The organism is Thermosynechococcus sp. M3746_W2019_013, from assembly GCF_015296045.1.
Classification (GTDB): domain Bacteria; phylum Cyanobacteriota; class Cyanobacteriia; order Thermosynechococcales; family Thermosynechococcaceae; genus Thermosynechococcus.
This window is the reverse complement of sequence record NZ_DVDW01000031.1, coordinates 1-3323: the sequence shown is the minus strand read 5'-3', so window position 1 is coordinate 3323 and position 3323 is coordinate 1. Positions and strand designations below refer to the sequence as shown.

2 protein-coding genes are annotated in these 3323 nt (G+C 49.6%); both read left to right on the top strand.

Going from position 1 to position 3323, the window contains the following annotated elements; all coding sequences use genetic code 11:
* Window positions 1-327 precede the first annotated feature (327 nt).
* Complete coding sequence (gene cas6 / locus IGQ16_RS06085) at window positions 328-996, top strand: type I-MYXAN CRISPR-associated protein Cas6/Cmx6 (RefSeq protein WP_024124531.1); 669 nt, start codon at window positions 328-330, stop codon at window positions 994-996.
* Window positions 986-3271 (top strand): CRISPR-associated helicase Cas3', encoded by a 2286-nt coding sequence (cas3, locus tag IGQ16_RS06080; protein ID WP_297060627.1) that lies wholly within the window; start codon window positions 986-988, stop codon window positions 3269-3271. Before cas6 ends, cas3 begins: the two co-directional genes overlap by 11 nt.
* The last annotated feature ends 52 nt before the right edge of the window (window positions 3272-3323 follow it).

Below are 3323 nucleotides of genomic sequence, written 5' to 3'. Positions count from 1 at the left end.
GTGCCTCTACCTCTGATGCCGTAAGGCGTTGAGCACAGGCATTACCCTAGAGACTTGTGCTCTGATAAATTACCTTTCTTTACGAATTAATTAAGAATCTTGACCAAGCACCTCTTTCGCTATCCTATTGTTTAACATACAGACTAAAGGACGTTGTTAGCTTACATCTATGGTGAGTTTAGCAATAATAATGATTGAGAAAATCATTAAAAATAATGATTCAAAGGGCATGAATATGAGGTACCCTGTCCTTAGGGAGCAATAAATAACTGAATAACTGGAAAGCTCCCTTTAGGGTGGGGGGGCAACATTATTTAGGACCAAGCAATGACTGATCAATGTTCTTTTCTTGAACTGCACTACAGCCTGCGGGGAAGAACTTTGCCAGCCGATCATGGCTACGCATTGTACTCAGCGATTAAGCAACAGTTGCAAAAATCACCCCAGCCCAATCTACCTTCAGACATACCAAGCGACCTGCGGCTTAGCAGTATTCCTGGAATTCCTAACGGTGAGGGGATTGTTTATCTCAACCGTGCTTCACGCTTTCGCATCCGTTGTCTGAGCGATCGGGTACAAGTGTGGTACCGCTTTTTCCAGAACCAAGTGCTTGATATTCAGGGGCATTTGATTCGACTGGTGCAGCCCCGCATTGCCTTGCCAAAACCCTCACAAACCCTTGCTTCTCGGTTGGTCACTTTCAAGTTAGAGACAATTGATCATTTAGAGGTGCCGGAGTATTTTCTAAAATCTTGTCAAAAGGCTCTCAGTGATTTGGGGATTAAGGGGACAGCATTTATTCCCTCTGACCCCAACGGTAACCTTGCACGGCGCACAATTCAAGTAAAGGGCAAAAAAGTGGTGGGCTACCGTTTAGTGGTCGAGGATTTGAGCGCAGCGGACTCACTCAAGCTGCAATGGCATGGTTTAGGCGGACGCCAACATTTTGGCTGTGGTTGGTTTTATCCTGTAAAGGAGAGCTTGGATGCCGCCTAGGTTTACTCCACCCAAACTAGAGCCAGATATTTTGTTGGCAAAATCCTCGCTACCAGGAAATCCTGACTGGGGAGAAGACCATGACTTGGTCGGCCACACAGCTGCCGTTGTGAAGTCAATAACCACCTTAGTTCATTCCTTAGGCTCAAATTTGCTCCAGCAGTTTGGGTTGGGCGATCGCCATAGCAGCTTTGCAACTTTGGAGGCAACGGCACGACTAGCGGCCTATCTTCACGATTGGGGAAAGGCAAACCACCAATTCCAAGGGGTTGTTAGATACTCTCTCATTGGTTCCAATCCATCGGTGTCGCCGCAACGTAATCCCTTGGAGCGCCCTCAACTGATCCGTCATGAAGTGGGGTCTGTGCTACTGGCATGGGAGTTCCGAGAATGGCTTGTTCAATGTCCAAATGCTGACTTCATGACAGCGATCGCTGCTGCTGGGGGTCATCACCTCAAACTAGGGGGCAAAGACGGTAAAGACACCGGTAAACTTGTGGAAGTTCGGGAAGGCAGTGGAGACACTTGCCTGCACTGGTATGTCAAGCATCCTTACTTCTGCAAGCTGATTCACTACGGGGTGAGAACGCTAGGGCTGCCGCAAGATCCTCCCCTCTCTCAGTTTTCGCAGCAATGGGAAATTAAAACTATCAAGGATAAAGGGGAGAAGGTCTTGGATGCCTTTATTGATGAGTGGGAGCCAGATGCTGCCTTTGTTGCGGTAGTGAAAGCACTCCTTGTGGCAGCAGATGCTATTGCCTCAGCCTCAGGACAGATGGCAATCAGCCTCCAGCAGTGGATTGAGGACGTCCTAAAACAGACCTTGACCGAGGCTGATTTGCAAACAGTGATTAACACACGGCTGTGTGGTCATTCACTGCGGCCATTTCAAACGGATCTAGCCAATACACCTCAGCGGGTAACGCTGGCACGTGCAGGTTGCGGTAGCGGTAAAACTCTCGGTGCCTACTGCTGGGCACAAAAACACGCGATCGGGCGCAAGCTGTTTTTCTGCTATCCCACTACAGGCACGAGCACCGAAGGCTTTCTAGGCTATGTTCATAACAAAGTGGAGTCGGAACTGTTGCACTCCCGCTCGGCTGTTGACCTGGAGCTAGCCTGCACAGGTGAAGAAGTAAATAATGGCGATGGATCAGTGAATGAAACAGCTCAGAAATTGGAAGCCTTCAAAGCATGGGATGCAAAGGTCAATATTTGCACTGTCGATACTGTTTTGGGACTTCTGCAATGTCATCGCCGTCCCCTGTATTGCTTCCCGGCGATCGCCAATGCTGCTTTCGTCTTTGATGAGGTTCACTGCTATGATGAGGCCCTCTTTGGCGCCTTACTGCGATTTCTCAAGGTGGTTAAAGCACCCATCTTACTCATGTCTGCCTCGTTTTTACCCACCCAGGTAGAGGCAATTAAGGAAGCAGTGGGAGAGCCTGTAGAGGTTGTCCAAGGTCCACAAGAGCTGGAAGACTTGCCTCGCTATCGTTTCCATCAACTGACCGAGCCCGACTGGGAATGGGTTCAGCAGGAATTGGCCAAGGGCGGTAAAGTCCTGTGGGTCTGCAACCAAGTGGATACGGCGATCGCTGTGTATCAGCAAGCCAAAGCTCGGGGACTGCGACCCCTTCTCTATCACAGTCGCTTTCGTTATGGCGATCGCGTCGATCGCCATCGGGCAGTTGTAGATGCCTTCAAACAGGATCAGCCCATCTTGGCCATCACTACACAGGTTGCTGAGATGTCCCTAGACTTATCCGCAACACTTTTAGTCTCTCAAATAGCTGACCCGGCAGGCTTAATCCAGCGTTTGGGGCGCCTCAACCGCCAGTACTGTGGCCATCCCCGGGATGCCCTCTTTTACCCCGATGAAAAAACTGGTTTTCCCTACAGTCAGGATCAGCTAAAGGCAGGTGAAGCACTGATCCAAAAGTTTGCTGCTCAAGAAGTCAGTCAAAGACAGTTAGCTGCTTGGCTAGAGAACTTAAACATCCAACACACACCCAAAGATCACTTTGTCTGGCTAGACGGCAAATGGAAAACCTACCCGGCCCCCTTGCGCAAGGCGGGCTATACCGTCACTGCTCTTCTGGAACAGGATCAGCCGACAGTTGCCCAGCTTAAATGGAGTGAACTCGCTCGATACACTGTTCCACTACCTGCGAACAATATCCAAGGTTGGCAGCGCCACCGCCGGGGATACTTGATCGCCCCTCAGGAACAGTGGGGCTATGATTCAGAATTGGGTGCGTTTGCGCTTAAGTAGGAGAGGGATTGTGAGAAAATTTACCTTATCAATTTTTGATCCAAACTTTCTT

What these genes read in the sequence shown, in the direction of transcription:
- cas6 (WP_024124531.1), top strand. Translation starts at nt 328, where the DNA reads ATGACTGATCAATGTTCTTTTCTTGAACTGCACTACAGCCTGCGGGGA.
- cas3 (WP_297060627.1), top strand. Translation starts at nt 986, where the DNA reads ATGCCGCCTAGGTTTACTCCACCCAAACTAGAGCCAGATATTTTGTTG.